At 68.6% G+C, this 24,617-nt stretch carries 21 protein-coding genes and 1 pseudogene; 17 read left to right on the plus strand and 5 right to left on the minus strand.

What is annotated here, in order from left to right; all coding sequences use genetic code 11:
• Nucleotides 1-96: 96 nt before the first annotated feature.
• Nucleotides 97-1,440, minus strand: coding sequence for a M56 family metallopeptidase (locus tag CSW60_RS15470; RefSeq protein ID WP_099538209.1), 1,344 nt, complete (start codon nt 1,438-1,440; stop codon nt 97-99).
• Nucleotides 1,437-1,811, minus strand: a complete 375-nt coding sequence (locus CSW60_RS15475) for a BlaI/MecI/CopY family transcriptional regulator (protein ID WP_099538210.1) — start codon at nt 1,809-1,811, stop codon at nt 1,437-1,439. The genes CSW60_RS15470 and CSW60_RS15475 overlap by 4 nt, the downstream gene beginning before the upstream one ends.
• A 141-nt stretch (nt 1,812-1,952) precedes the next feature.
• On the opposite strand from CSW60_RS15475, the gene CSW60_RS15480 reads away from it, so the two are divergent.
• Both CSW60_RS15480 and CSW60_RS15485 read left to right on the plus strand, forming a co-directional pair.
• Nucleotides 1,953-2,435, plus strand: coding sequence for a hypothetical protein (locus CSW60_RS15480; protein ID WP_143324197.1), 483 nt, complete (start codon nt 1,953-1,955; stop codon nt 2,433-2,435).
• Nucleotides 2,436-2,499: 64 nt separating this feature from the next.
• Entirely contained in the window at nt 2,500-3,456 is a 957-nt protein-coding gene (locus CSW60_RS15485) for a bifunctional helix-turn-helix transcriptional regulator/GNAT family N-acetyltransferase (protein WP_099538212.1), read from the plus strand.
• Here CSW60_RS15485 and CSW60_RS15490 read toward each other — a convergent pair.
• Nucleotides 3,389-4,135: an EAL domain-containing protein gene (locus tag CSW60_RS15490; protein WP_236634335.1), complete on the minus strand. Its 747-nt coding sequence runs from the start codon at nt 4,133-4,135 to the stop codon at nt 3,389-3,391. The genes CSW60_RS15485 and CSW60_RS15490 overlap by 68 nt on opposite strands.
• Nucleotides 4,136-4,315: 180 nt before the next feature.
• On the opposite strand from CSW60_RS15490, the gene CSW60_RS23200 reads away from it, so the two are divergent.
• Nucleotides 4,316-4,972: a hypothetical protein gene (locus CSW60_RS23200; RefSeq protein WP_143324198.1), complete on the plus strand. Its 657-nt coding sequence runs from the start codon at nt 4,316-4,318 to the stop codon at nt 4,970-4,972.
• Here CSW60_RS23200 and CSW60_RS15495 read toward each other — a convergent pair.
• Complete coding sequence (locus CSW60_RS15495; protein ID WP_099538214.1) at nt 4,969-6,288, minus strand: aspartate aminotransferase family protein; 1,320 nt, start codon at nt 6,286-6,288, stop codon at nt 4,969-4,971. The two genes, CSW60_RS23200 and CSW60_RS15495, sit on opposite strands and share 4 nt — an antisense overlap.
• 134 nt (nt 6,289-6,422) lie before the next feature.
• On the opposite strand from CSW60_RS15495, the gene CSW60_RS15500 reads away from it, so the two are divergent.
• From CSW60_RS15500 to CSW60_RS15540, 8 genes are all read left to right on the plus strand, one after another.
• Nucleotides 6,423-7,094 (plus strand): GntR family transcriptional regulator, encoded by a 672-nt coding sequence (locus tag CSW60_RS15500; RefSeq protein WP_099538215.1) that lies wholly within the window; start codon nt 6,423-6,425, stop codon nt 7,092-7,094.
• Between the two features lie 64 nt (nt 7,095-7,158).
• Nucleotides 7,159-8,649 (plus strand): aldehyde dehydrogenase, encoded by a 1,491-nt coding sequence (locus CSW60_RS15505; protein ID WP_099538216.1) that lies wholly within the window; start codon nt 7,159-7,161, stop codon nt 8,647-8,649.
• Nucleotides 8,646-10,103 carry an NAD-dependent succinate-semialdehyde dehydrogenase gene (locus CSW60_RS15510; protein WP_201723071.1) on the plus strand — a complete coding sequence of 486 codons (1,458 nt, stop codon included), beginning with the start codon at nt 8,646-8,648 and terminating at the stop codon, nt 10,101-10,103. The genes CSW60_RS15505 and CSW60_RS15510 overlap by 4 nt, the downstream gene beginning before the upstream one ends.
• Complete coding sequence (locus CSW60_RS15515; protein ID WP_099538218.1) at nt 10,100-11,464, plus strand: aspartate aminotransferase family protein; 1,365 nt, start codon at nt 10,100-10,102, stop codon at nt 11,462-11,464. The genes CSW60_RS15510 and CSW60_RS15515 overlap by 4 nt, the downstream gene beginning before the upstream one ends.
• A 187-nt stretch (nt 11,465-11,651) precedes the next feature.
• Nucleotides 11,652-13,031 (plus strand): glutamine synthetase family protein, encoded by a 1,380-nt coding sequence (locus tag CSW60_RS15520; RefSeq protein ID WP_099538219.1) that lies wholly within the window; start codon nt 11,652-11,654, stop codon nt 13,029-13,031.
• Nucleotides 13,032-13,135: 104 nt separating this feature from the next.
• Nucleotides 13,136-14,227 (plus strand): PotD/PotF family extracellular solute-binding protein, encoded by a 1,092-nt coding sequence (locus CSW60_RS15525; RefSeq protein ID WP_099538220.1) that lies wholly within the window; start codon nt 13,136-13,138, stop codon nt 14,225-14,227.
• A gap of 157 nt (nt 14,228-14,384) precedes the next feature.
• Complete coding sequence (locus CSW60_RS15535; RefSeq protein ID WP_099538221.1) at nt 14,385-15,293, plus strand: ABC transporter permease; 909 nt, start codon at nt 14,385-14,387, stop codon at nt 15,291-15,293.
• Nucleotides 15,290-16,147, plus strand: a complete 858-nt coding sequence (locus CSW60_RS15540; protein WP_099538222.1) for an ABC transporter permease — start codon at nt 15,290-15,292, stop codon at nt 16,145-16,147. Before CSW60_RS15535 ends, CSW60_RS15540 begins: the two co-directional genes overlap by 4 nt.
• Before the next feature lie 26 nt (nt 16,148-16,173).
• Here CSW60_RS15540 and CSW60_RS24085 read toward each other — a convergent pair.
• Nucleotides 16,174-16,291: pseudogene (locus tag CSW60_RS24085) on the minus strand (hypothetical protein); the annotation flags it as partial.
• Between the two features lie 35 nt (nt 16,292-16,326).
• On the opposite strand from CSW60_RS24085, the gene CSW60_RS15545 reads away from it, so the two are divergent.
• From CSW60_RS15545 to CSW60_RS15570, 6 genes are all read left to right on the plus strand, one after another.
• On the plus strand, nt 16,327-17,445 hold the full coding sequence (locus CSW60_RS15545; RefSeq protein WP_099538223.1) for an ABC transporter ATP-binding protein: 1,119 nt from the start codon (nt 16,327-16,329) through the stop codon (nt 17,443-17,445).
• 4 nt (nt 17,446-17,449) lie between these two features.
• Nucleotides 17,450-18,223 carry a gamma-glutamyl-gamma-aminobutyrate hydrolase family protein gene (locus tag CSW60_RS15550; RefSeq protein WP_099538224.1) on the plus strand — a complete coding sequence of 258 codons (774 nt, stop codon included), beginning with the start codon at nt 17,450-17,452 and terminating at the stop codon, nt 18,221-18,223.
• Nucleotides 18,220-19,623: an aspartate aminotransferase family protein gene (locus tag CSW60_RS15555; protein WP_099538225.1), complete on the plus strand. Its 1,404-nt coding sequence runs from the start codon at nt 18,220-18,222 to the stop codon at nt 19,621-19,623. Before CSW60_RS15550 ends, CSW60_RS15555 begins: the two co-directional genes overlap by 4 nt.
• A complete protein-coding gene (locus CSW60_RS15560) occupies nt 19,620-21,017 on the plus strand; it encodes a glutamine synthetase family protein (RefSeq protein ID WP_099538226.1) in 1,398 nt (465 codons plus the stop codon). Before CSW60_RS15555 ends, CSW60_RS15560 begins: the two co-directional genes overlap by 4 nt.
• An 87-nt stretch (nt 21,018-21,104) precedes the next feature.
• A complete protein-coding gene (locus CSW60_RS15565) occupies nt 21,105-22,388 on the plus strand; it encodes an FAD-binding oxidoreductase (RefSeq protein ID WP_099539150.1) in 1,284 nt (427 codons plus the stop codon).
• 172 nt (nt 22,389-22,560) lie between these two features.
• The gene (locus tag CSW60_RS15570) at nt 22,561-24,579 is read left to right on the plus strand and encodes a tetratricopeptide repeat-containing sulfotransferase family protein (RefSeq protein ID WP_099538227.1); all 2,019 of its coding nucleotides are present in this window, start codon (nt 22,561-22,563) and stop codon (nt 24,577-24,579) included.
• Nucleotides 24,580-24,617: the final 38 nt, after the last annotated feature.

The following is a 24,617-nucleotide window of genomic DNA, read 5'->3' on the forward strand; positions in this document are numbered from 1 at the left end:
GTCATCCCCCCAGAGCGGCGTGGCGCCTCGGCGCTCGCCGTCGCGGAGGAAAATGCCGCCGGACCTAGGTTCTGTCCACCGGTGTCACCGCTGTCCTCAGGGCGTCTTGGTGATGAAGTTCAGCACCATGGTGGGCGTGGCGTCGCGGTTGTAGTGGGTCACCTGTAATTCCTGGACCGCGCCCTTGGGCAAGGCGACAGGGTCGAAGCCTGGCGGCGGCGCTCCGCCGTTCAGCAGCATACGGATCTGGGGCGAGTTCAGTCGCCCGCGCACCTCGACATCGCCGTGATAGACCCAGACCTGCCCATCCTCCGGCTTCAGCTCGCCGCCGATGAGTTCGGCGTTGGTCACGCGCACGAAGTCCGAGCGGATGTCGACATAAAGACCCTTCTCGTCGGAGATCACGCTGCGGCTGCTGGGCTTTCTCCCGCCGTCGCCCTGGTGGGCGAGGGCGATCGAAGCGGTGGCGGCGGTCGTCACGGCCAGCATGGCGACCAGCGCCAGGACGGCGCGGCGGGCCAAGCTGGCCGGGGCGCTGGGATTGATGATCGCTTTCAGGCGCATGGCGATGGATCTCCGTCCCTTTCCGGTGAAGGCGGGGTGCAGGGTGGTCGCGGCGCGGGCGCGGAGCACGTCGATCAGGGTTTCCGCGTACCGCTGGCGAAGCGCGGGCGGCGCATCCTCCAGGGCCAGGGCGTCGGCCAATTCCTCGCGCGCGGCGGCGGCGCGGGCGCGCAGCACGGCGTAAGGCGGGATCATCCAGAGGGCGCCGCCGACCAGGTGTTCGAACAGCAGCCGCCAGTTGTCGCCGCGCTTCAGATGCGCCAGTTCGTGGGCGCAGATGGGGGCCAGTTGGTCGGCGTCCAGTTGCTCGGCCAGGTCGCTGGGCAGAAGGATCACGGGCTCGGACAGGCCGGCCAAGAGAGGTTGGTCGATATCGTCGCTGATCCTGACCTCCGGCCAGGCGGTGTCCATGCGGCGGGCGGCGGCGGCGACGGCCAGGGCAAGGTCCCGCGAGGCGGGTCGTGCTCGAGCCACGACGCCTCTAAGCTTGGCGCGACCGACGGCCTGGCGCGCGACCGCCATTGCCAGGCCGCCCAGCGCGCCGGCCGCCAGGGCCGCGCTCATGACCTCGAAGCCGTCGAAGCCGGACAGGGCTCGCGTCGAGGCGGCGTTCATCGCCGCGCCCGCGGCCGCGATCACGGGCGAAGCCTGGGCGACTTCATAGACGGTCGCGGTGGCGGCCTTGGGCAGGGCCGCGACGCCCACCACCAGGGCCAGCATCGTCGGCGGCAAGGCGACCGCCCCGCTCCACGCCGCGGTCCGCGTCCCGGGATGGCCGGTCAGGCGATCGGCGGTCGCGCCGATCAGCCACCCCAGGCCAGAAGCGGGCAAGGCGGCGACCAGGCCAAGCGCGGTCGAGGTCAGCAGCGGGCTCATGCCTTGTCCTCCGCCTGGGTCGTGTTGAGCAGGGTTTCCAGTTCCTGGATCTCCGCCTCGGACAGGATCTGGCTGCCGGCGAAGGCCGAGGCGGGCAGGCGGCCGTCGATCTCGAGCAGGCCGCGCAGGCGGTTCAGAACGCCGCCGATCACGTCGACCTTGGCCTTCTGGGCCTCGTAGACCGCCAGGCCGTGCACCGAGCGGCGGGTTAGCAGGCCCTTGGCGACCATCCGCTCCAGCACGGTGCGGGTGGTCGAGGCGCTCCAGCCCAGTTCGGGTTCGATCAGACCTTGGGCCTCACGGGCGCTCATCGCGCCGCCGCGCCAGAAGGCCTTCAGGACTTCAAGTTCGAGGTCGGAGGGTTCGGTCATCGCCGGGCGATCTCCATGTGTCGTGAGTACGCTACAAATGTAACGCATCGGCGTCAAGCGTCGCGATCGTTGTTCGATGGGATGACAGGCGCGCCATTCTGATTTACGCCTGTAGATCAAAATTACGAATGTGAGTTTTACATGGCGACCGATCAAGTTCGTGGCGGCGGGCCGCCGCTTGAGGGGCTCTCGTCCCGTCGTTGGCGTTGGGCGGCGATGGGCCTTGGCCTGGCGGCGCTGGTGGGGCTCGGCGCCGAGGTCACCGCGCGCCGCGATCGCGCGGAGCAGGCGCGGCGGGACGCGTTCTGGCGCGTCAGCGGTCCGCCCTGCGCGTCGCTGGATCCGAAGGTCTTCCGAAGCCTCGGCCACTATCCCCAGGTCACGCCCTATGACGAGACGCTGTACCGGCGCGCGGGCGGGGCGATGACCTGTACGCACCTGGTCGACCGGATCGGCGGCGCGAAGGTTCGCTACCAGGTCTGCAAGTTCAACGCGCCGAACTATCTGGCCGTGGCCCAGGGCGGGCGCGAATGGTTCTACGACCTGGGGGGAACGCGCTCGGCGGCCGTCACGGTCATCAGGAACGAGGTGCGGTGCGTCGTCATCCCTGCCTTCAGAATGTGATTGGCGCTTGCTCTGTCGGCCTATTCATAGCTAGCTATATAGCGCGCTATGAATGGAGGGCGGCATGGATCTTCTAGCGGGGTACGGCGTGGGCTTTCTGGGCAGTCGGCTAAAGCGCCTGGCCGAGCGGATGCAGGCCGACGCGGCCGAGGTCGCGCGCTCGCTGGACCTGCCGGTGCAGCCGGCCCAGATGTCGCTGCTGCTGACGATCCGCCTGCACGGCCCGATCGCGGTGGGCGAACTGGCCGAGCGCCTGCAACTGGCCCAGCCGACCGTGACCCGCGCGCTGAAGAGCCTGGAGGACGATGGTTTCGTCGAGACCCGCCGCGCGCCGGGCGACGGCCGCACGCGGCGGCTGGCGCTGACGGCGAAGGGCGAGGCGCTGCTGGTCCGCATCCAGACCGAGCTGCTGCCACGCATCGAGCCGGCGGCGGCGGAGTTGGTCGAGGGCCTCGAGGGCGATTTCATGCAGGGCCTGGCCAAGGTGGAGCAGCGTCTGGCGCAGGCCTCTCTGCTGACACGGATCGAAGCCGCCGGCCCGCCGACCATGTGGGCGCGCGACTTCTCCGACGACCTCGCCGAGGCCTTCCACCGGATCAACGCCGAGTGGATCCAGGACATGTTCACCCTGGAGGAGAACGACGTCGCCCTGCTGACCCGGCCACGCGAGCTGATCCTCGACAAGGGCGGGGTGGTGCTGTTCGCGGAGACGCCAGAGCTCGGCGTGGTCGGGACCTGCGCCCTGATGGTCTCCAAGGACGGCTGGGTCGAGCTGACCAAGATGGGCGTCCTGAAGAGCGCCCGGGGGCTGAAGGTCGGCGAATTCTTGCTGGCCAAGACCCTGGAGCGGGCCGCGAGTCTCGGCATGGACAAGGTCTATCTGCTGACCAACAAGAAGTGCGCCGCGGCCATCCACCTCTACGAGAAGCTGGGCTTCGTCCACGACGCTACGATCATGCGGACTTTCGGCGCGCGCTATGAGCGCTGCGACGTGGCGATGGCGTATCGGCCGAGGGGATAGGGGCGGGAACGGCCAGGCCCTCGAACAGCGGCCGGGCGATCGCGTAGCCCTGGACCAGATCAACGCCCAGGTCGCGCAGGACGGTCAGCTCCGCGTGGGTCTCGACGCCCTCGCAGACCGCGGTGATGTCGAGGTCCTTCAGCATGGAAAGCAGGTGCGAGACGATCGTCCGCTTGGCCCGGTCGCGGTCGATGTCGCGGATCAGCTCCATGTCCAGCTTGACGATATCCGGCTGGTACTTGGCCAGCAGGTTCAGCCCCGCGAAGCCCGCGCCGAAGTCGTCGATCGCCGTCTTGAAGCCCATGGCGCGATAGGTGCGCAGGATGTCCAGCACGTGCTGGGTGTCGAGCGTCTCGTTCTCGGTGAACTCGAAGATCAGCCGATCCAGCGGAAAGCCGGTCCGCATCGCCGTCGCCAGGGTCAGGCGGATGCAGGCGCGGGGCTCGTAGACGGCGTTGGGCATGAAGTTGATCGACAGGCGCGCGCCGGTCTGGGCCAGGCCAAGGCCGGTCGCCAGCTCGATCGCCTTCACCCGGCACTGCTGGTCGAAGACGTAGCGGTTATGGTCGGACACCGTCGAGAGCACCGACCCGGCGCCCTCGCCGCCGATCCCGCGCACTAGCGCTTCATGGGCGAACACCTCGCCCGTCGAGACGTCGACGATCGGCTGGAACGCCATCGAAAACGGCGTCTCGAAATCCTGGCCGTCCCGACAGCCGCCGCACCCTTGAGCCACGTCCGATCTCCGCTGCGATCGGACAGGATAGGGCGGAAGGGTTGAGGTGGGGTTTAGAGGGGGCAAGCTGGACAAGGTGGCGGGGAAGTCGCCTATTTGCATCTCTGACGCTTAGCGGAGGGGATGATGCTGGAGAAATTTCACGCATCACGTGCGCGTCTGCACGACATGACTGGCGCGCACTACACTGCCGTCGCGCTTGCCAACGGTGCCGCTCTGATCACCATCGGCGGCATTATAGGAAACGTAGATGATCCAAACTTTGCATTCAGAGCTTTGGCTCCTGCGCTTGCTCTCTACGGTCTAGGTTTGATCTCAGCGGTTACTGCTCTCCAGACCTTCTCCCTAGCACTCTCGTATCAGCTTCATGTCGACGTGGCGGAGGCGAGGATGAGTCGTCTCCTCGCTGAGGCAGCAACTCCGCTTACCGACCCCTTCGCGCCTGTAGATCTCAGCGGGGCGAAGCTCATTTATGGCGAGAAAGCAGAAGAGGAATTTAGACGCTTCGTTCTCGCCAAGCTGCTCTCTGAAAAGAACGCGCATGAGAAGCGGGATAAGCAGGTCGAAGAAGTAATTTCTGATATTTCTTCTTCAAATGCAAAGGTTTACAAGGGAAAGGTTGGCGCAAACAGATGGCTGACTTTCTCGGTATGTGCGTCCTTCTTGGCGACGATTTTTCTCTTTCACGCAGGGTATAGTGGCTTTCAGCCTCAAGGCGCGGCCGCTGCGTCTAGCGCGGTAACATCAAGTGCTGGGAAGGCTCATCTTCCCAAGCCCTAATCCACTCTTCCCAGCACCGCCCGGATCGTCTCGACCATCCGGTCGATGTGCGCCTTCTCCAGGATCAGCGGCGGGGATAGGGCGATGATGTCGCCGGTGACGCGGATCAGCAGGCCTTCGTCGAAGCAGGTCTCGAAGACCTCCATGGCTCGGGCGGTCGGGGCGCCGGGGCGGGGGGAGAGCTCGATGCCGGCGACGAGGCCGAGGTTGCGGACGTCGATGACGTGGCGAGCGTCGGCCAGGCTGTGCATGGCGTCCTGCCAATAGCCTTCGAGGCCGGCGGCGCGGGCGAAGAGGTCGTCCTCCTGGTAGGTCTCCAGAGTCGCCAGGCCCGCCGCGCAGGCCAGCGGATGGGCCGAATAGGTGTAGCCGTGGAAGAGCTCGATGGGGGCGTCCGCGCCCTCCATCATCGCATCGTAGATCTGGCCCGATGCCGCGACGGCCCCGCAGGGGACGGCGGCGTTGGTCAGGCCCTTGGCCATGCAGATGAGGTCCGGCGTGACGCCGAAGCGGTCGGCGGCGAAGGGGGCGCCGACGCGGCCGAAACCGGTGATCACCTCGTCGAAGATCAGCAGGATGTCGTGCTTGTCGCAGATCGCCCGCAGGCGCTCGAGATAGCCCTTGGGTGGGATCAGCACGCCGGTGGAGCCGGCCACAGGCTCGACGATCACGGCGGCGATGTTGGAGGCGTCGTGCAGGGCGACGATCTTCTCCAGCTCGTCGGCCAGCTGCGCGCCGTGCTCGGGCTGGCCCTTGGCGAAGGCGTTGCCAGGCAGGCCGTGGGTGTGGGGCAGGTGGTCGACGCCGGTCAGAAGCGAGCCGAAGTACATGCGGTTCTTCGGGATGCCGCCCACCGAAATGCCGCCGAAGCCGACGCCGTGATAGCCGCGCTCGCGCCCGATCAGCCGGGTCTTGGTCCCCTTGCCCCGGGCGCGGTGGTAGGCCAGCGCGATCTTCAGCGCCGTGTCGACCGACTCCGAGCCGCTGTTGGTGAAGAAGATGCGGTCGAGGCCCTTTGGCGTGATCTGCGCCAGGCGCGAGGCGAACTGGAAGGCCAGCGGGTGGCCCATGTTGAAGCAGGGCGCGTAGTCCATCTCGGCGGCCTGCTTCTGGATCGCCTCGCGGATCTTCGGGCGGTCGTGGCCGGCGTTGACGCACCAGAGGCCCGAGGTCGCGTCCAGCACCTCGCGGCCCTCGGGCGTGCGGTACCACATGCCGCTGGCCGAGGAGAGCATGCGCGGATGGGCCTTGAACCGCCGGTTCGGCGTGAACGGCATCCAGAAGGCGTCGAGGTCGTTGGCGCCGAAGTCGGGCATGGCGGGTCTTCCTCCAAGCGCGTCAGGCGAAGTGTGTGCGGTTCGCCGCCCGGACGCGCGCCACTAAAGAGTGAGCGCTTGCATTGTGATCGCAATTACGCGTCAACTTGCAAGCCCTTCACGGAAAGTCCGGGATGAAGACCCGCAAGCCGCTCGCCGATCAGACAGCCGTGCACGACCAGGTGTACGAGGCGATCCGGCAGGCGCTGATCACCGGGCGCATCGCGCCGGGCAAGGGCGTGTCCCTACGCAGCCTGGCCGCCGAGCTGGGTGTCTCGCCGATGCCGGTGCGCGACGCGGTCCGGCGGCTGGCGGCCGAGCGGGCCCTGGCGATCAATCCGGCCAACAAGCGCCTGTCGGTGCCTTCGCTGACCGCCGACCGGCTGGAGCAGCTGTCCCTGGCCCGCCTGTGGGTCGAGCCGGAGCTGGCGGCGCGGGCGGCGCTGAACGCCGACGCCAGCTTGGTGCGTCAGCTGCAAGCCATCGACGCCGACGTCGACGAGGCCCTGCGGCTGGGCGATGTCGACCGCTACATGACCGCCAACCACGCCTTCCACTTCGCGATCTACGAGCGGGCCGGGGCCGAGGTGCTGGAGGCCATGGCCGGCGGTCTCTGGCTGCAGGTTGGGCCGTTCATGCGGGTGGTGTTCGGCCGGGTGGGGGCCGACGGCCTGGTCGCCGACCGCCACGCCGAGGCGATCGCCGCGCTCAAGGCCAAGGATCCCGACGGCGCCCGTCGCGCCATCGCCGCTGACCTTTCCGAGGGCATGGACAAGATGCGCGCGGCCGTGGAGGCCAGCGCGTGAGCGGCCGGCTTGACAGCGCTCAAGTCCGCGCGAACTGTGATCACAATATTAGGGATCTACACCCTTGACCCTGCCCGCCGATATCGCCGAGCGCCTGGCGCGCCTTGCTCTTCCGAGCCAGGCGGTTATCGACGGCGCGCACGCCGACGCGATGTCGGGTCAGACCTTCGACAATGTCTCGCCGCGCGACGGCAAGCTGCTGAACACCGTCGCCGCCTGCCAGAAGGAGGACGTGGCCCTGGCGGTCTTCGCCGCCCGCACGGCCTTCGAGGACGGCCGCTGGCGCGACCAGGGGCCGCGCGCCAAGAAGGCGACGCTGTTCCGCCTGGCCGAGCTGATGGAGCGCGACGCCGACGAGCTGGCCCTGCTGGAGAGCCTCGACGTCGGCAAGCCGATCAGCGACGCGCGCAATGTCGACATCCCGCTCGCGATCAACACCTGCCGCTGGTACGCCGAGGCGCTGGACAAGGTCTATGGCGAGGTCGGAGCTTCTCCCGTGGATCGCCTGAGCTACGCGGTCCACGAGCCGCTGGGCGTGATCGGGGCGATCGTGCCGTGGAACTTCCCGCTGCACATGGCGATGTGGAAGGTCGCCCCGGCGCTCGCCATGGGCAATTCGGTGGTGCTGAAACCGGCCGAGGAGTCGCCGCTGACGGCCCTGAAGCTGGGCGCGCTCGCCCTGGAAGCGGGGCTCCCGGCAGGGGTCTTGAACGTCGTCCCCGGTCCGGGCGCGGTCACCGGCGAGGCGCTGGCCCTGTCGATGGACGTCGACATGATCGCCTTCACCGGCTCGGGTCCGGTCGGCCGCAAGCTGATGGAGTATTCGGCCCGCTCGAACCTGAAGCGGATCAGCCTGGAGCTGGGCGGCAAGTCGCCCCAGATCGTCTTCGCCGACTGCCCCGACCTGGAGGCCGCCGCCCAGGCCGCCGCCTGGGGCGTGTTCTATAACCAGGGCGAGGTCTGCACCGCCGCCTCGCGCCTGCTGGTTGAGGCCTCGATCAAGGAGGCCTTCGTCGAGCGGGTCGCCGAGGTGGCCAAGGGCATGAAGGTCGGCGACCCGCTGGACCCCTCCACCCAGTTCGGGGCCATGGTCAGCGAGCGGCAGATGAACACCGCGCTCGGCTACATCGCCATCGCCGGCACGCAGGGCGCGCGGCGGGTGCTGGGCGGCGGCCAGGTGCTGAAGGAGACCGGCGGCTTCTATGTCGAGCCGACCATTTTCGACCGCCTGCAGCCCAGCCACGCCCTGGCCCGCGAGGAGGTGTTCGGGCCGGTCCTGGGGGTGATGAGCTTCACCACCGAGGACGAGGCGATCGCGCTCGCCAACGACACCGTCTATGGCCTGGCCGCGGGCCTGTGGACCTCGGACGTCAACCGCGCCCTGCGCGGCGCGCGGCGGCTGAAGGCCGGACTCGTCTGGGTCAATGGCTGGGACGCCTGCGACATCACCATGCCGTTCGGGGGCTTCAAGCAGTCCGGCTTTGGCCGTGACCGCAGCCTTCATGCGTTGCACAAGTACGCCGACCTGAAGTCGGTGTCCGTGACGCTGAGGTGACTTCCATGCCCCATCTGAATCTCGTTGAAACCGAAGCCTTCATCGACGGCCTCTGGGTCCAGGGCGACCAGACGTTCGACGTGCTCAATCCCGCCGACGGGACGGTGATCGCCCAGGTCGCCGACCTGGGCGCGGCCGAGACGACGCTGGCCATCGACGCCGCGCACCGGGCCTTCCCCGCCTGGGCCGCGCGGACCGCCAAGGAGCGGGGGGCGATCCTGCGCCGGTGGAGCGACCTGATGCTCGCCCACGCCGACGACCTGGCCCGCCTGATGACCGCCGAGCAGGGCAAGCCTCTCGCGGAAGCCAAGGGCGAGGTCGCCTACGGGGCGGCGTTCATCGACTGGTTCGCCGACGAGGCCAAGCGCGCCTACGGCCAAACCATCCCGACGCCGATGCCGGGCAAGCGCCTGGTCTCGATCAAGCAGCCCGTGGGCGTGTGCGCGGCCATCGCGCCGTGGAACTTCCCGATCGCCATGATCACCCGCAAGGTCGGCCCGGCCCTGGCCTCGGGCTGCACCGTGGTGGTCAAGCCGGCAGCCGAGACGCCGCTGTGCGCGCTCGCTATCGCCCGCCTGGCGATCGAGGCGGGCGTGCCGGCGGGCGTGCTGAACGTCGTGACGACCACCAACTCCAGCGCGGTCGGCAAGACGCTGTGCGAGGACGGCCGGGTGCGGAAGCTGTCGTTCACCGGCTCCACCCCGATCGGCAAGGTGCTGTACGAGCAGTGCGCCGGCACGATGAAGAAGCTCTCGCTGGAGCTGGGCGGCAACGCGCCCTTCATCGTCTTCGACGACGCCGACCTCGAGGCCGCCGTCGACGGCGCCATCGCCAGCAAGTACCGCAACACCGGCCAGACCTGCGTCTGCGCCAACCGGCTGATCGTGCAGTCGGGCATCCACGACGCCTTCGTCGCGCGCCTCGCTGAAAAGGTCGCGGCCATGAAGGTCGGACCGGGCACGGGCGAGGGCGTCCAGATCGGTCCGCTGATCAACGACAAGGCCATCCAGAAGGTCGAGGCCCTGGTGCGCGAGGCCGTGGCGGGCGGCGCCAAGGCGGTGGTCGGCGGCGACCGTCACAGCCTGGGCGGCCTCTTCTACCAGCCGACCGTGCTGTCGGGCGCGACTCCGGACATGCGCCTGTTCAACGAGGAGATCTTCGGCCCGGTCGCGCCGGTCGTGAAGTTCGACACCGAGCAGGAAGCGATCGATCTCGCCAACGCCACGCCCTTCGGCCTGGCGTCCTACTTCTACAGCCGCGACGTCGCCCGCTGCTGGCGCGTGGCCGAGAAGATCGAGGCCGGCATGGTCGGGATCAACGAAGGCCTGATCTCCACCGAGGTCGCGCCGTTCGGCGGCGTCAAGGAAAGCGGCCTTGGCCGTGAGGGCAGCTCCGAGGGGCTCGAGGAGTATCTGGAGACCAAGTACCTGTGCTTTGGCGGGGTGGCTGGATGAGCCAAGCCGCCGTCGCCGCCCGCCCGCTCTCCGACCTGCTGACCGCCGAACGCGCGCGGTTCACGGCCGAGCATCCGCGCTCGGCCGCCATGGCCAAGGCGACGTCGGCGCACTGGCGCGGCGGGGCGCCGATGCACTGGATGAACGATTGGGCGAGCCCCTCGCCGATCTTCGCCGCCCAGGGCGTCGGGGCCCAGATCACCGACGTCGATGGCAAGCTCTATGACGACTTCTGCCTGGGCGACACGCCGTCGATGTTCGGGCACGGCGATCCGTCGGTGGCGGCGGCAGTGTCCGACCAGATCAAGCGCGGGGCAGGCTTCATGCTGCCGACGGCGTCGGCCGCCATCGTCGGCAAGCTCTTGGCCGAGCGCTTTGGCCTGCCGCTGTGGCAGACGGCGACCACGGCCAGCGACGCCAACCGCGCGGCGATCCGCTGGGCGCGGGCGGTCACCGGCCGGCCGGTCATCCTGGTGTTCGACGGCTGCTACCACGGCATGGTCGACGACGCCTTTGTGGTGCTGAAGGACGGGCAGCGCGTCATGAAGCCGGGCCTGCTGGGCCAGGTCCACGACCTGACCGCCACCACCTGGGTCGTGCCGTTCAACGACCTCGCCGCGCTGGAAAACGCCCTGGCCTCGGACCAGGTCGCCGCCGTCCTGGCCGAGCCGGTGATGACCAACTGCGGGATGATCCTGCCCGAGCCTGGCTTCCACGCGGCCCTGCGCCGGCTGACCCGCGACGCGGGGACCCTGCTGATCATCGACGAGACCCACACGATCTCGACTGGTCCCGGCGGCTACACCCGCGCCCATGGGCTGGAGCCGGACGTCTTCGTGCTGGGCAAGGCCATCGCCGGCGGCGTGCCGGCGGCCGTGTGGGGCGTGACCGCCGAGCTCTCGGCGCGGATGGACGAAGCCCAGGCGCGGATCGGTCCGGGCCAGTCGGGCATCGGCACCACGCTCTCGGGCAATGCGCTCGCCATGGCCGCCATGCGCGCCATGCTGACCGAGGTGATGACCGACGCCGCCTATGCGAAGATGCTGGCCGGCGCCGAGCGGCTGGTGGCGGGGCTGAAGAGCGTCATCGCGGCGCGCAAGCTGCCCTGGTCCGTCGTCCATGTCGGCGCGCGGGTGGAGCTGGTCTTCGCCGATCCGCCGCCCAAGAACGCCGCCCAGATGCGGAAAGTGCTGGACCACGAGGCGGTGGAAGCGCTGCATTTGTGGCTGATCAACCGAGGGGTGCTGATCGCGCCCTTCCACAACATGATGCTGGTCTCGCCCGTCACCGACGACGCGGCGATCGACCGGCTGGTCGCGGCCGTCGATGGGTTCGCGGTCGAGATCGGGGAGATGAACTAATGAGCGGCGCAATGGCGGAAACCCTCTCCCGGAGGGAGAGGGCGGGGCCCAAGGCGAAGCCTTGGGAGGGTGAGGGGTTCCAACCTCGACCGGCTCTGCGCCCTGACTTTTCCGGAAACGCTCAAACCCCTCACCCCCCCACGTCCTGCGGACGCGGGTCCCGCCCTCTCCCCAGGGGAGAGGGGTCATGGTGATGGTCGCCGACCCACAAGAATGCCGGGACTTCCTGGCCGCCAACCCTCAGGTGCGGTTTGTGGAGGTGTTCTTCACCAGCATGACCGGCGTGCCGCGCGGCAAGCGGCTGCGGGTGCATGAGCTGGAGGCGATCTACAATTACGGCCGCTTCCTGCCGGGCTCGATCCTGGTGGTCGACACCACCGGCGCCGACTGCGAGGACACCGGGCTCGTCTGGGAGGACGGCGACGCCGACCGCCGCGCGCGGCCCGTGCCCGGGACCCTGACGCTCGCGCCCTGGCTTGGCCCCGACGTCGCCCAGGTGATGCTGTCGCTGTACGAGCTGGACGGGACGCCCAACGACCTCGACCCGCGCCACGTGCTGCAACGGGTGCTGGACCGCTACGCCGCCGATGGCCTGACGCCGGTCGCGGCTTGCGAGCTGGAATACTACCTGGTCGACCTGCAACGCGGTCCGCGCGGCGAGCTCTTGCCCGCCAAGTCGGCCCTGACCGGCCAGGCGCCGACCGGCATCCAGGTCTACGGCTTGCCCGAGCTGGAGGCCCACGCCCCGTTCCTGCGCGAGCTGTGGGACGTGGCCGACACCATCGGCGTTCCATTGGAGGGCGCGATCTCGGAGTTCGCGCCGGGCCAGGTCGAGCTGACCCTGACGCACAAGCCCGACGCCCTGCGCGCGGCCGACGACGCGGTGCTCTACAAGCGCGCCGCCAAGGGCGTCGCCCTGCGCCACGGTTGCGAGGCGACCTTCATGGCCAAGCCCTGGAGCGACCGGGCCGGCAACGGCTTCCACGTCCATCTCAGCGTCAACGACGCGGCCGGGAACAACCTCTGCGCCAGCGAGGACCTCGAGGGCTCGGACCTGCTCAAGCACGCGATCGGCGGCATGAAGGCGCTGCTGGGCGAGGGCATGGCGATCCTGGCGCCGAACGCCAACAGCTATCGCCGCTTCAAGGCCAACAGCTACGCGCCGGTCGCGCCGACCTGGGGCGTCAACAACCGCACCGTCAGCCTCCGCGTGCCGGCAGGCCCGCCCAAGACCCGCCACGTCGAGCACCGCGTCGCCGGGGCCGACGCCAACCCGTACCTGGTGCTGGCCGTGCTGCTGGCCAGCGCCCACCACGGGATCACCCAGAAGCTCGATCCCGGCCCGGCCGTGGTCGGCGACGGCTACGCGGCGGCGGCCAAGGAGAACATCCGGCTGCCCAACAACTGGTTCGCGGCCGTCGACCTCTTCGAGCAGTCGACGGTGCTGCGCGACTACCTCGGCGACCGCTTCGTGGACATGTTCGTGTCGGTCAAGCGCACGGAACAGGCGCGCTTCTTCGAGGTGGTCACGGAGTTGGATTTCGACTGGTACCTGCGCAACGCGTGAGGTTGCGTGAGGAGGGTTTCCCCTCTCCATCCAAGGGGAGGGACCGAGCTTGTGCCGAGAACGTCATGTCCGTCGTCGGACGATCTAGAGGGAGATAGGGGACCATGAGCACCATCACGCGGAGAGGCCTGAACCGCCGCTCGCTGCTGACGGCCACCGGCGCCGCCGCGATCGGCCTGACCTTCACCGCCTGCGGCCAGAAGCCCAAGGCGCCGACGAACGGCGAAGAGCCCAAGCTGAACTTCTACAACTGGGACACCTATATCGGCGAAACCACGCTGGGCGACTTCAAGAAGGCCACCGGCGTCGACGTGAACATGAGCCTGTTCGCGACCAACGACGAGCTGTTCGCCAAGCTGAAGGCCGGCAATCCCGGCTTCGACGTGGTGGTGCCGTCGAACGAGTTCGTGACCCGCATGAGCCAGGCCGGCATGCTCGAGCCGCTGGACCACGCCAAGATCCCGAACATCAAGAACATCGACCCGTCGTTCCTCAATCCGGACTTCGACCCGGGCCGCAAGTACTCGATGCCCTACACCTGGCTGCTGCTGGGCATCGGCTATCGCAAGAGCAAGGTGAAGGGCGTGCCCGACAGCTGGAAGTGGCTGTTTGACAGCGATCAGTACAAGGGCCGCATCGCCCTGCTGTCGGAAAGCGCCGACCTGGTGCGCCTGGCCGCCAAGTACCTGGGCCACTCGGTCAACAACATCCCCGAGGACATGCTGCCGAAGATCGAGCAGATGCTGATCAAGCAGAAGCCGTTCGTGAAGGCCTTCCACGACGACAACGGCCAGGACCTCTTGGCCTCGGGCGAGGTGGACCTGGTGCTGGAGTACAACGGCGACATCGCCCAGGTGATGAAGGACGACCCGGACCTGGACTTCGTGGTGCCGAAGGAAGGCAGCTTGATCAACTCCGACACCCTGTGCATCCCGAAGGGCGCGCCGCGGCCGAACAACGCCCACGCCTTCATCAACTACCTGCTGGACGCGCAGGCCGGGGCCGAGATCAGCAAGACGATCCTGTACCCGACGCCAAACGCGGCGGCCAAGGCGCTGATGCCGGACGACTACAAGAACAACAAGGTCATCTTCCCGCCCGCCGACGTCATGGCCAAGTGCGAGTACGGCGCCTTCGAGGGGGCGGAAAAGGCCAGCCAGTACGAGGAACTGATCACCCGGGTGCGGGCGGCGTAGGGGGAGCGGCGAGGGTGCGTTCCTCCCCCGCGATGCGGGGGAGGTGGCCCAGAGGGCCGGAGGGGGCCAGCTCGGCCGACTTCCAGCTCGCCCCCTCAGTCGCTCCGCGACAGCTCCCCCGCATCGCGGGGGAGCATCTTTGATAGCGGGGAATGGAATGGAACAATCCTGGAAACAGGCCAAAGCCGTCTTCGCCGCGGCGCTGGGACCGCCGCTGGTGTGGCTGGTGCTGTTCTTCCTCGCGCCCATGGCGATCGTCTGGGCCTACAGCTTCGGCCACAATGCCGGCCTGACGCAGATCGAGATCACCGGCACGTTCCACAACTACGCCCGGGCGATCGAGCCGCTGTACCTGAAGATCTTCCTGAAGTCGGCCTGGGTCGCGGCCCTGACCACGGCCCTGTGCCTGGTGGCCGGCTTCCCGGTGGCCCTGGCGATCACCTTCGCCTCGGACAAGGCCAAGGCGTGGCTGCTCTTGCTGATCATGCTGCCGTTCTGGACGAACCTCCTGATCCGCACCTACGCCCTGATCGCCGTGCTGCGCACCGAGGGCTATGTGAACCAGGGCCTGGAGTGGCTGTGGAAGGGCGGGAGTGGTCTCGCCGCGCTGGTCGGCTTGCAGCCGCTGGGCGACTTCCAGCCGCTGGGCCTGCTGCACAACAATTTCGCGGTGATCCTGGGTCTCGTCTACGTCCACCTGCCGTTCATGGTGCTGCCGCTCTATTCGGCGCTGGACCGGCTGGACAAGTCGCTGCTGGAGGCCAGCCTCGACCTCGGCGCCGGGCACCTGCGGACCATCTTCAAGGTGGTCGTGCCGCTGGCCCTGCCGGGCATCGCCTCGGGCGTTCTGATCACCTTCATCCCGGCCCTGGGTGCCTACCTGACGCCCGACCTGCTAGGCGGGCCCGACAGCCAGATGATCGCCAACGTCATCGAGCGCCAGTTCAAGCGCGCCAACGACTGGCCGTTCGGCGCGGCGATGTCGTTCCTGCTGATGTACCTGACCTTCATCGCCATCGCGATCCAGGCGGTGCTGGCTAAGAAGACGCCGGAGGCCAAGGGATGACCAAACGCGCCCCCCCCGGTCCGCTGGAATACCTGCGCCGCTGGCCCATGCGCCTGTGGCTGGCCGTCGTCGGCGTGTTCCTCTACGCGCCGCTGATCGCCCTGATGGTGTTCAGCTTCAACGACAGCCGGCGCAACATCGTCTGGAAGGGCTTCACGCTCAAATATTACGAGAAGCTGTTCCATGACTCCGCCCTGCTGGAGGCCTTCGCCAACAGCCTGACGATCGCGGCGGTCTCGACCGTGATCAGCCTGGTCATCGGCGCCCTGGCGGCGCTGGTCCTTTGGCGCTTCCGCTTCCCGGGCAAGACGGCGCTGGACGGCGCCCTGGCCCTGCCGATCGTGGTGCCCGAGATCTGCATGGGCGTGGCCATGCTGGTGTTCTTCGCCAAGGTCATGCCGTGGCCGCAAGGACTGCCGTGGCCGCTGAACCTGGGGGCGATCATCATCGCCCACGTCTCGTTCTCGTTCCCCTTCGTGGCGGTGGTCGTGCGCGCCCGCATGGCCAGCTTCAACCGCGAGATGGAGGAGGCGGCCCGCGACCTGGGCGCCGGCGAATTCCGCACCATCAAGGACGTGATCCTGCCGCACATGGCCCCGTCGCTGGTGGCCGGGGCGCTGCTGGCCTTCACGCTGAGCCTGGACGACTTCGTCATCACCTTCTTCACCGCCGGGCCCGACACGGTGACCTTCCCGGTGAAGGTCTATTCGATGGTCCGCTTCTCGGTGACGCCCGAGGTCAACGCGGCCTCGACGGTGCTGATCGTGCTGACCGTGCTGCTGACCGCGGCGGCGCTGAAACTGCAGGGCGACCCCGCCGCGACGGCGGGTCATGGGGCGGGGGACGGCAAATGAGCGTGTTCGCAGCGCCCCCTCCGTCTCGCCGCTCCGCGTCGATCCACCTCCCCCGCAAGCGGGGCAGGATGAAGCCGTCCTCCTCACCCGTAAAACGGGGGAGGTGGCGCGATGCGGATACGCATCGTGACGGAGGGGGCGCTTTCCTGGTCGGGATTTTGTGTGTCGGGGGACGCTAAATGACCAAACCCATCATCACCTTCGAGAACGTCACCAAACGGTTCGGCAAGCTGGCCGCCGTCGACAACGTCTCGCTGACCGTCAACGAGGGCGAGTTCTTCGCGCTGCTGGGCCCGTCCGGCTGCGGCAAGACCACCCTCTTGCGGATGCTGGCCGGCTTCGAGACGCCGACCGAGGGGCGCATCCTGATCGACGGCCAGGACATCGTGAACGTGCCGCCCAACAAGCGGCCGGTGAACATGGTGTTCCAGTCCTACGCCGTCTTCCCGCACATGACCGTGGCCGACAACGTCGCCTACGGCCTGAAGGTCGACCGCGTGCCCAAGGCCGAGCGCGACGCCCGCGTGGCCGAGGCTCTGGAGCTGGTGCAGCTGGGGGGGCTCGGCGAGCGCAAGCCCGACCAGCTGTCCGGCGGTCAGCGCCAGCGCGTCGCCCTGGCCCGGGCCCTGGTCAAGCGCCCCCGCGTGCTGCTGCTGGACGAGCCGCTGTCGGCCCTGGACGCCAAGCTGCGCGAGCAGATGCGCACCGAGCTCTGCACCCTGCAGGAGAAGGTCGGGATCACCTTCATCATGGTCACCCACGACCAGGACGAAGCCCTGGCCCTGGCCAGCCGCTGCGCGGTGATGAGCAAGGGCGTGCTGCAGCAGGTGGCCACGCCCAGCGACCTCTACGAATTCCCCAACAGCCGCTTCGTCGCCGACTTCATCGGCCAGGTGAACCTGTTCGAGGGCGTGCTGGCCGTCGACGAGCCCAGCCACGCGGTGATCAAGTCGCCGGACCTGCCGGTCGACATCTTCCTGGACCACGGCGTCACCGGCCCGCGCGGCGGCACGGCCTGGGCGGCGATCCGCCCCGAGAAGATCGAGCTGCACAAGAAGGAAGGCGACGAGCCGCCGAACCTGGGCGACTGCCCAAAAGGCTTCAACGCGGTGGCGGGCGTCATCAAGCACGAGGCCTATCTGGGCGGCTCCTCGACCTACGAGGTCGAGATCGCGGGAGGACGTCGCGTGAAGGTCCAGCGCTCGAACCTGACCCGCTGGGACCAGGAAGATTTCAAGCTGGGCGAGACGGTGTGGCTGTGCTGGCACGCCTGCTCGCCGGCGGTGCTGTTGAGTTGACGCCATGACCGCTCGCCCCGTCGCCGGGATCATCTGCTGCACGCGCACCGTCGGCGTCGAGCCGGCCCAGGCGGTGATGAGCCGCTATGTCGAGGCGACGATGGCCCATGGCGACGTGGCCGCCCTGCTGGTCCCGTCGTTGCCGGGGCGGATGCGGGCGGCCGAGGTGGCCGGGCGGCTGGACGGACTGATGCTGACCGGCAGCCCCTCGAACCTCGATCCGGCCCTCTATGGCGAGGAGATCGGCGACGCGCCGGGCCCGTTCGACGCGGCGCGCGACGGCATGACCGCCGACCTGATCAAGGCCATGCTGGACCTGGGCAAGCCGGTGTTCGGCATTTGCCGGGGCTTCCAGGAGATCAATGTCGCGTTCGGCGGCACGCTGCGGCGGGACATGGCGGCCAACCCCGACCTGATCGCCCACCACGCCCCCGACGACGTCGACTTCAACGGGATGTTCGACCACATGCACGACGTCGCCCTGACCGCCGGCGGCGTGCTGGCGCGAGCGTTCGGCGTCGAGACTGCGGTGGTCAATTCGGTCCACTATCAGGGCGTCGACCGGCTGGGCGAAGGCCTCGCCGTCGAGGCCCGGGCGCCGGACGGCGTGGTCGAGGGCTTTTCCGCCACCGTCAACGGCGCGCCGGTGCTGGCCGTGCAGTGGCACCCCGAATGGAAGCCGGCCCAGAACCGGCAATCGCAAACCTTCTTCGAAATCTTCGGACGCGCCCTCAGAGGCGCGCCGCTCGTCGTCGATACCCCAGGAGCTTCAAGATGACCGTCCCCATCCGCAACCACGACGTCGCCGAGCTCAAGCGTCTCGACCTCGCCCACCACCTGCCGGCCCAGGCCGACCACAAGGTCATTTTCGAGCTGGGCGGCAGCCGGGTCGTGACCCGGGCCGAGGGCTGCTACATCACCGACGGCGACGGCCACCGCATCCTCGACGGCATGGCCGGTCTGTGGTGCGTCAATGTCGGCTATGGCCGCACCGAGCTGGCGGAAGCCGCCTACGACCAGATGCTGGAGCTGCCGTACTACAACACCTTCTTCAAGACGACGACGCCGCCAACCGTGAAGCTGGCGGCCAAGATCGCCGAGAAGATGGGCGGCCACCTGACCCACGTGTTCTTCAACTCGTCGGGCTCGGAAGCCAACGACACGGTCTTCCGCCTGGTCCGCCACTATTGGAAGCTGAAGGGCCAGCCCAGCCGCACCGCCTTCATCAGCCGCTGGAACGCCTATCACGGCTCGACCGTGGCGGGCGTGTCGCTGGGCGGCATGAAGCACATGCATGTGCAGGGCGACCTGCCGATCCCGGGCGTCCACCACGTGATGCAGCCCTATCCCTTCGGCGAGGGCTTCGGCGAGGATCCGGCCGCCTTCCGCGACCGCGCGGTGAAAGAGATCGAGGACAAGATCCTCGAAATCGGCCCCGAGAACGTCGCGGCCTTCATCGGCGAGCCAGTGCAAGGCGCGGGCGGGGTGATCATCCCGCCGGACGGTTACTGGCCGGCGGTGGAAGCGCTGTGCCGCAAGTACGGGATCCTCCTGGTCTGCGACGAGGTGATCTGCGGCTTTGGGCGCCTGGGCCAGTGGTTCGGCCACCAGCACTACGGCATCAAGCCGGACCTGATCGCCATGGCCAAGGGGCTGTCGTCCGGCTACCTGCCGATCTCGGCCGTGGGCGTGGCCGACCACATCGTCGCCGAGCTGCGCGAGAAGGGCGGCGACTTCATCCACGGCTTTACCTATTCGGGCCACCCGACCTGCGCGGCCGTGGCGCTGAAGAACATCGAGATCATCGAGCGCGAGGGCCTGGTCGAGCGGGCCCGCGAGGACGCCGGCCCCTATCTCGCCAAGGCCCTGGCGCGGCTGAACGGCCATCCGCTGGTCGGCGAGACCCGGTCGCTCGGCCTGATCGGCGCGGTCGAGATCGTGCGCGAGAAGGGGACCAACCATCGCTTCCTCGACAAGGAAGGCGAGGCGGGGCCGATCGTCCGCGACATCTGCATCAAGAACGGCCTGATGGTCCGCGCCATCCGCGACAGCATCGTCTGCTGCCCGCCGCTGATCATCACCCACGCCGAGATCGACGAGCTGGTCGGGATCATCGAAAAGTCCCTGACCGAGGCCGAGCCCATCCTCCGCGCGCTGAAACCGGAGGCGGTGTCATGAAGCCCAAGCATAACAAGGCCAAGCGCGAGCACACCCTGGACCGGGGCGTCTCGACGCTGGAGGAGGCGGGCGCCTGGTTCGCGCGCCAGAGCATCGAGGAGATCGAGTGCGTGGTGCCCGATCTCGCGGGCGTGGCGCGCGGCAAGATCATGCCGGTGCGCAAGTTCCTCGGCACCCCCTCGATGAACCTGCCGCTGGCGGTCTTCTACCAGACCATCACCGGCGACTTCCCCGAGTTCGAGGGGGCGGTGAACGCGGTGCAGTCCGACACCGACATCTTCCTGACCCCCGACTTCGCGACCCTGGCCGCCGTGCCGTGGGCCCAGGACCCGACGGCCCAGGTGATCCACGACGCCTTCCACCCCGACGGCCGCCCCGTCGAGGAGGCGCCGAGGCAGGTGCTGCGGCGGGTGCTGGCCCTCTATGACGAAAAGGGCTGGAGCCCGATCGTCGCGCCGGAGATCGAGTTCTATCTGGTCGACCGCAACACCGACCCGGACTATCCGCTCAAGCCCCCGATCGGCCGCTCGGGCCGTCCCGAGACCGGCCGCCAGGGCTATTCGATCAGCGCGGTGAACGAGTTCGACGCCCTGTTCGAGGACATGTACGAGTACTCCGAGCGCCAGGGCCTGGAGATCGACACCCTGATCCACGAAAGCGGCGTGGCGCAGATGGAGATCAACCTGCGCCACGGCCATCCGCTGGAGCTGGCCGACCAGGTCTTCATGATGAAGCGCACCATCCGCGAGGTGGCGCTGGAGCACGAGATCTACGCGACCTTCATGGCCAAGCCGATGGCGTCCGAGCCCGGCAGCGCCATGCACATCCACCAGTCGATCGTCGACAAGAAGGGCCGCAATCTGTTCTCCGACGAGAAGGGCGAGGAGACCGACCTCTTCCACGGCTTCATCGCCGGCCAGCAGACCTTCCTGCCGGCGATCATGGCGATCCTGGCGCCGTACGTGAACTCCTACCGCCGGATCGCGCGGGACTCAGGCGCGCCGGTCAACACCCAGTGGGGCTACGACAACCGCACCTGCGGCCTGCGGGTGCCGCCGTCGGACCCGGCCAACCGCCGCCTGGAGAACCGCATACCCTCATCGGACGCCAATCCGTACCTGGCGATCGCGGCCTCGCTGGCGGCCGGGTATCTGGGCATGGTCCAGGGCCTCAAGCCCGCCGAGCCCGTCGCCACCGACGCCAGCGTCCGCGGCGTCGAGCTGCCGCGCAGCCTGTCGGAATCCCTGAAGCTGTTCGAGGCTTGCCAGCCCCTGGTCGACATCCTGGGGCCGACCTTCTGCGCCGCCTACGACCGCGTGAAGCAGGCCGAGTACGAGACCTTCATGCGCACGATCAGCCCGTGGGAGCGGGAGTTCCTGCTGCTGAATGTGTAGGGGTCTAGTCACCTTCTCCCAGCGGGAGAAGGGGGGACCCGCGCCGCAGGCGGGGGCGGATGAGGGGCTACAGCGGTGACGGTAGAAATCCCCCCCACCGCTTCGCGGCGGGTCCCGCCCTCTCCCTATGGGAGAGGGAATTGGTATGCGGACACCGCGCCCGACTTCCCCAACCTCCCGCCGCTGGACGGCGACGCCGCCGCCGAAGTCTGCATCGTCGGCGCCGGCTTCACAGGCCTGGGCGCCGCCCTGGCGCTGGGGAGTCGCGCCATCGTCCTTGAAGCCTCCCACGTCGGCGCCGCCGCCACGGGGCGCAACGGCGGCCAGGTCCATACCGGCCAGCGGCGCGACCAGGCCTGGCTGGAGAAAGCCGTCGGCCGCGACGACGCCCTGGCGTTGTGGCGCCTGGCCGAGGACGCCCGCGCGCACTTCAGGACCCTGACCGACGCGGTTCCCTGCGACTGGCGGCCGGGCATGATCCACGCCCGTCACAAGCCCCACGGCGAGATCGAGGACGCCGCCTATGTGGCGCTGATGGCGATCCAGTACGGCTACGAGGAGTTGGAGCTGATCGACGCGGCGGACCTCGCCCACGAGCTTGGGACCGACGTCTATCATGGCGGCCTGATCGATCGCGGCGGCGGCCACGTGCATCCGCTGAAGCTGGCCCAAGGCATGGCGCGCCAGGCGATGGCGGCCGGAGCGATCATCCACGAACACACCCGCGCCGAGACCTGGCGGCGGGAGGGCGGCAAGATCATTGTCGAGACCGCGCGCGGTCGCGTGACCTGCGAGCGGCTGATCCTCACCGGCGACGGCTCCCTCAACGCCATGGCCGGGGCGGCGCGGGCGCGGGTCATGCCGATCAACAACTTCATCGCCGTCACCGCGCCGCTGGGGCCGTTGGCCGACGAGATCATCCGCTCGAACGCGGCCGTCTCCGACAGCCGCTTCGTCGTGAACTACTTCCGCAAGACGCCGGACGGCCGGCTGCTGTTCGGCGGCGGCGAGAACTATCGCCCCGGCTTCCCGCGCGACATCGCCGGCATGGTCCGCAAGAACCTCGCCAAGGTCTATCCGCGCCTCGCCGACGTCGAGATCACCCACGCTTGGGGCGGGACCCTGGGCATCACCATGAGCCGCATGCCGTTCGTGGGTGAGATCGCGCCGGGCGTGCGCGTGGCGTCCGGCTATTCGGGGCAGGGGGTGATGCTGGCGCCCTATATCGGCAAGCTGCTGGCCGAGGGCGATCGCGAGCCGATCGCCCTGTTGTCGCGCGTCCCGACCCCGCCGTTCCCGGGCGGCCGCTGGCTGCGCTGGCCGCTGACCGTGGCGGGGCTGAGTTGGTACGCGCTGCGGGACCGGCTGTGAGCCTTCCTCCCCCTAGCGGGGGAGGTGGTCGCGAAGCGACCGGAGGGGGAAGTGCTTGCGGATCTTGTCTCTTCCCCCTCCGTCGCCCTTCGGACGACACCTCCCCCGCTAGGGGGAGGATTTGGCGAAGCCGCGATTGACACCCCCGCCCTCCGCCCGCTCTCCTCGCGCCATGACCACGACGACCGCTCCAGCCGCCAGTCTCGCCGATGCGTTCGCCAACGCCGAGCGGCTGCTGGAGACCGATCCGCGTCTCGCCGCCGAGCAGGCGCGGGCGATCCTGGAGGTCGTGCCGCGCCACGCCGACACCACCCGCCTGCTGGCGACCGCCCTGCGCCTGTCGGGCGAGACCGAGGCGGCGTTCGAGACCGTCGCGCCGCTGGCCAAGGCCTTGCCGAACCTGCCGCTGGCCCAGCTTGAGCTTGGCCTGTGCCTCGAGCGCCTCGGGCGCACCGCCGAGGCCGCCCAGGCTTTCGACCGCGCCAGCGCCCTGGAGCCGCGCCTGTCCGAAGCCTGGCGGGGCCTTTCCGAGAGCCTGTCCCTGCTGGGCGACGAGGCCGGCGCCGAGCGGGCCCTGGCGCGGCAGCTGCGCGCCTCGACGCGGGACCCGCTGCTGATCGAGGCCGCCACGGCGCTGGGCGAGGACCGGCTGGGCGAGGCCGAGCGGCTGCTCCGCGAGCGGCTGAAGGCCGATCCCGCCGACGTCGCCGCCATCCGCATGCTGGCCGAGACCGGCGCGCGCCTGGGCCGCTACGCCGACGCCGAGGGCCTCTTGACCCGCTGCCTGGAGCTGGCCCCGAGCTTCGCCGCCGCCCGGCACAACCTGGCGACCATGCTCTATCGCCAGAACAAGAACCGCGAGGCCCTGGCCGAAATCCAGCGCCTGACCGACAAGGATCCGCGCCATCCCGGCTACGCCAATCTGCGGGCGGCGATCCTGGCGCGGCTGGGGGAATACGAACAGGCCATCGCGGTGTGCGAGCGGATGCTGGCCGACTATCCGAACCAGCCGAAGGGCTGGATGAGCTATGGCCACGCGCTGAAGACCGTGGGCCGACAAGCCGACTCGATCGCCGCCTATCGCCAGGCGCTGGACCAGGCGCCGACCCTGGGCGAGGCCTGGTGGAGTCTCGCCAACCTCAAGACCGTCAAGTTCACCGCCGAGGACGTCGCGGCCATGACCGCCGCGCTCGACGCCCCGGGGCTGTCGGACGACGACCGCCTGCATCTCCACTACGCCCTGGGCAAGGCGCGCGAGGACGCGGAAGCCTGGGACGAGTCGTTCGCCCACTACGCCGCCGGCGCGGCGATCCGGCGCCAGCAACTGGACTACGATCCCGAGGAGAACGCCGCCGAGACGGCGCGGACCAAGGCGGTGTTCACGCCACAGTTCCTGGCGGCGCGGGCGGGGCAGGGCAGCGCCGCGCCTGATCCGATCTTCATCGTCGGCCTGCCGCGCGCCGGCTCGACCCTGGTCGAGCAGATCCTGGCCAGCCACTCGATGGTCGAGGGCACCATGGAACTGCCCGACCTGATCGTCATGGCCCGCCGTATCGGCGGCAAGACCGCCCACCGCGCGGAGTCGAGCTATCCCGAGGTGTTGGCCGAGCTGTCGCCCGACCAGCTGCGGGCGCTGGGCGAGGAGTTCATCGAGCGCACCCGCATCCAGCGCAAGACCGACAAGCCGTTCTTCATCGACAAGATGCCCAACAACTTCGCGCACGCGGGCTTCATCCACCTGATCCTGCCCAACGCGAAGATCATCGACGCCCGCCGCCACCCGCTGGGCTGCTGCTTCTCGGGCTTCAAGCAGCACTTCGCCCGCGGCCAGGCCTTCAGCTACGACCTGACCGACATCGGCCGCTACTACGCCGACTATGTCGAGCTGATGGCCCATTTCGACGCCGTGCTGCCGGGCCGCGTCCACCGGGTGATCTACGAGGCGATGATCGCCGATCCGGAAGCCGAGATCCGCGCCCTGCTGGACCATTGCGGCCTGCCGTTCGAGGAAGCCTGCCTGACGCCGCACAAGACCGAGCGCGCCGTCCGCACGGCCAGTTCAGAACAGGTCCGGCGACCGATCTTCAAGGACGCGGTCGAGCATTGGCAGAAATTCGAATCCCACTTGGGTCCTCTCAAGCAGGCGCTGGGGCCGGTGCTCGACGCCTATCCGGATGCGCCCGTTATTTGACCATCTGTCGCGGTTCTTGCCATTTCTGCAACAGTCGC

Source organism: Caulobacter sp. X, from assembly GCF_002742635.1.
In the GTDB taxonomy this organism is placed as follows: Bacteria; Pseudomonadota; Alphaproteobacteria; order Caulobacterales; family Caulobacteraceae; genus Caulobacter.

Bases quoted from the DNA above. Each gene is read 5' to 3' on its own strand.
- CSW60_RS15470 (WP_099538209.1), bottom strand. From the start codon at position 1,440: ATGAGCCCGCTGCTGACCTCGACCGCGCTTGGCCTGGTCGCCGCCTTG.
- CSW60_RS15475 (WP_099538210.1), bottom strand. From the start codon at position 1,811: ATGACCGAACCCTCCGACCTCGAACTTGAAGTCCTGAAGGCCTTCTGG.
- CSW60_RS15480 (WP_143324197.1), top strand. From the start codon at position 1,953: ATGGCGACCGATCAAGTTCGTGGCGGCGGGCCGCCGCTTGAGGGGCTC.
- CSW60_RS15485 (WP_099538212.1), top strand. From the start codon at position 2,500: ATGGATCTTCTAGCGGGGTACGGCGTGGGCTTTCTGGGCAGTCGGCTA.
- CSW60_RS15490 (WP_236634335.1), bottom strand. From the start codon at position 4,135: ATGGCGTTCCAGCCGATCGTCGACGTCTCGACGGGCGAGGTGTTCGCC.
- CSW60_RS23200 (WP_143324198.1), top strand. From the start codon at position 4,316: ATGATGCTGGAGAAATTTCACGCATCACGTGCGCGTCTGCACGACATG.
- CSW60_RS15495 (WP_099538214.1), bottom strand. From the start codon at position 6,288: ATGCCCGACTTCGGCGCCAACGACCTCGACGCCTTCTGGATGCCGTTC.
- CSW60_RS15500 (WP_099538215.1), top strand. From the start codon at position 6,423: ATGAAGACCCGCAAGCCGCTCGCCGATCAGACAGCCGTGCACGACCAG.
- CSW60_RS15515 (WP_099538218.1), top strand. From the start codon at position 10,100: ATGAGCCAAGCCGCCGTCGCCGCCCGCCCGCTCTCCGACCTGCTGACC.
- CSW60_RS15520 (WP_099538219.1), top strand. From the start codon at position 11,652: ATGGTGATGGTCGCCGACCCACAAGAATGCCGGGACTTCCTGGCCGCC.
- CSW60_RS15525 (WP_099538220.1), top strand. From the start codon at position 13,136: ATGAGCACCATCACGCGGAGAGGCCTGAACCGCCGCTCGCTGCTGACG.
- CSW60_RS15535 (WP_099538221.1), top strand. From the start codon at position 14,385: ATGGAACAATCCTGGAAACAGGCCAAAGCCGTCTTCGCCGCGGCGCTG.
- CSW60_RS15540 (WP_099538222.1), top strand. From the start codon at position 15,290: ATGACCAAACGCGCCCCCCCCGGTCCGCTGGAATACCTGCGCCGCTGG.
- CSW60_RS15545 (WP_099538223.1), top strand. From the start codon at position 16,327: ATGACCAAACCCATCATCACCTTCGAGAACGTCACCAAACGGTTCGGC.
- CSW60_RS15550 (WP_099538224.1), top strand. From the start codon at position 17,450: ATGACCGCTCGCCCCGTCGCCGGGATCATCTGCTGCACGCGCACCGTC.
- CSW60_RS15555 (WP_099538225.1), top strand. From the start codon at position 18,220: ATGACCGTCCCCATCCGCAACCACGACGTCGCCGAGCTCAAGCGTCTC.
- CSW60_RS15560 (WP_099538226.1), top strand. From the start codon at position 19,620: ATGAAGCCCAAGCATAACAAGGCCAAGCGCGAGCACACCCTGGACCGG.
- CSW60_RS15570 (WP_099538227.1), top strand. From the start codon at position 22,561: ATGACCACGACGACCGCTCCAGCCGCCAGTCTCGCCGATGCGTTCGCC.